Origin of the sequence: Ilumatobacter sp., assembly GCF_041688325.1 — a bacterium.
Lineage (GTDB): Bacteria > Actinomycetota > Acidimicrobiia > Acidimicrobiales > Ilumatobacteraceae > Ilumatobacter_A.
In genome coordinates this window covers 1-1,778 of the sequence record NZ_JBDNIJ010000064.1, presented here as the reverse complement: position 1 = coordinate 1,778, position 1,778 = coordinate 1, and the positions used below count along the sequence as shown (strand labels likewise).

The window sequence follows — 1,778 nt, the reverse complement described above, 5'->3', positions numbered from 1 at the left end:
GAGCTTCATCTCGACCTCGGCGCAATCGAGGGGACGGGCAGCGGCGGTCGCATCGTGCATGCCGACCTCGACCGCGTGCTCGTCAACCGTGGGTCCGGTCCAGTGAGCCGCCGGACGTCTTCGCCCCCGGCAGCCGACACCGACGGTCGCCGCATCGTTGCGGTCCGCGGTGTCCGTCGCCGAATCGCCGAACGACTGTCCGATGCTTGGCGCGAGATCCCGCACATCACCTACGTCGACGACATCGATGTAACGGAACTCGAGCAGCTCCGGGTCACACTCAACACGCGATCCGGTGGGAGCACCGAACGACTCACGCTCCTGCCGTTTATCGCACGGGCCGTCGTGCTTGCCGTGGCCGAACTCCCTGAACTCAACGCCCACTACGACCACCCAGCCGAGACGTTGACAACGTTCGGGGCGGTACACATCGGCATCGCCACACAGACCGACGACGGGTTACGCGTCGCGGTCGTGCGCCACGCAGAGCAACGCGCCGTCGCTGACCTCGCCGCTGAGATCGGCCGAGTGACAGGCCTCGCCCGCGACGGATCCGCAACACGTGCCGATCTCAGCGGCTCTACGATCACGATCACATCGCTCGGAGCAATCGGTGGGATCGCGACCACCCCGATCCTCAATCCACCCGAAGTCGCCATCGTCGGAGTCAACAAAATGGAGACGCGTCCCGTGTGGCGCGATGGCACATTCCAGCCTCGTCAGAAGCTCAATCTGTCGTCGAGCTTCGACCACCGGATGGTCGATGGTTGGGTTGCAGCGACTTTTGTTCAGCACATCAAACGTTCGCTTGAAACTCCTGCGCTGCTCTTCGTCGACTGACCGGTCTGGCTGCCGCGGGCGATGCGGCGTGCCTTGTGTCCGGTTTCGGAGACCTCAACCAGCCGAAGAGGCTGTCACCCAATAACTTGAGCAGTCATGAAACCTGGGGTCCTCTGTATGCGCAGATGATTTAGCCCCACTTTGAACTGTGATGCTCGGGCGGGTGGGAGAAAGTCAGCTTGACATTCCCTAAAATATTCTACATTATGTGCGTTGTAAAGTAATGAACGGGAACCGATGAACTCTTTTCTGGCCCGAGGTAGTTTATGAGTGGCGGAGCGGATGGAAGATCGAGTAGCAGGCATCATCGAAGAGTGGAATAATTTCCGACCTGATGTCGACACGTCCGCGTTGGGGATTGTCCTGCGGGTAATGCGTGCAGCGCATCATCTTCAGTTGAAACTGGACCCCGTCGCTGCCGCGTACGGTTTGAGTCACCACGGTGACCTCGACGCTTTGTTGGAGCTGTACCGGGCCGACTCAGAACGTGGTCTCACGCCGACCGAACTTGGAAAGGCCGCATTGCTGACTGCTGGAGGGATGACGGTTCGCCTTCAACGAATCGAAAAGTCCGGGCTGATCAGCCGAAATCCCAACCCGGACGATGGCCGCGGGGTCCTGGTCCGCCTGACCCAGGCCGGAATCGACTTGATCGAACACGCACTTCCGCACATGCTCAGCGCTCAAGCCGCCAGCGTTGACGGTCTCACTCAGACCGAGAACGATCAACTGGCTGATCTGCTGCGGACTTTGCTCACGGACCTCGGAGACGTTCCCCCATTCCAGCCACCGAAGTCAGTGGTAGCCAGTAGCAATTAAACCCAATGCCGTTCAGTTAGGTGGTCGGATGGTGGTGGTGGGTGGTCCGGTTGGTTGTGGCCAGTCGGTGTGTCGTGCTCGTTTGATGTGCCACTTGGAGTACTTGCGTTTGATCAGTC

The 1,778-nt window shown here is 60.1% G+C and carries 2 protein-coding genes; both read left to right on the top strand.

Annotated features, from left to right (window positions below; genetic code table 11):
- Positions 1-840 (top strand): dihydrolipoamide acetyltransferase family protein (locus tag ACH2EI_RS04680; protein ID WP_395159270.1); only part of this gene is annotated, 840 nt, incomplete at its 5' end.
- A gap of 282 nt (positions 841-1,122) precedes the next feature.
- Positions 1,123-1,659, top strand: a complete 537-nt coding sequence (locus tag ACH2EI_RS04675; protein ID WP_395159268.1) for a MarR family winged helix-turn-helix transcriptional regulator — start codon at positions 1,123-1,125, stop codon at positions 1,657-1,659.
- Positions 1,660-1,778 lie beyond the last annotated feature (119 nt).

Coding starts and splice junctions, on each gene's coding strand:
- ACH2EI_RS04675 (WP_395159268.1), top strand. CDS start 1,123: ATGGAAGATCGAGTAGCAGGCATCATCGAAGAGTGGAATAATTTCCGA.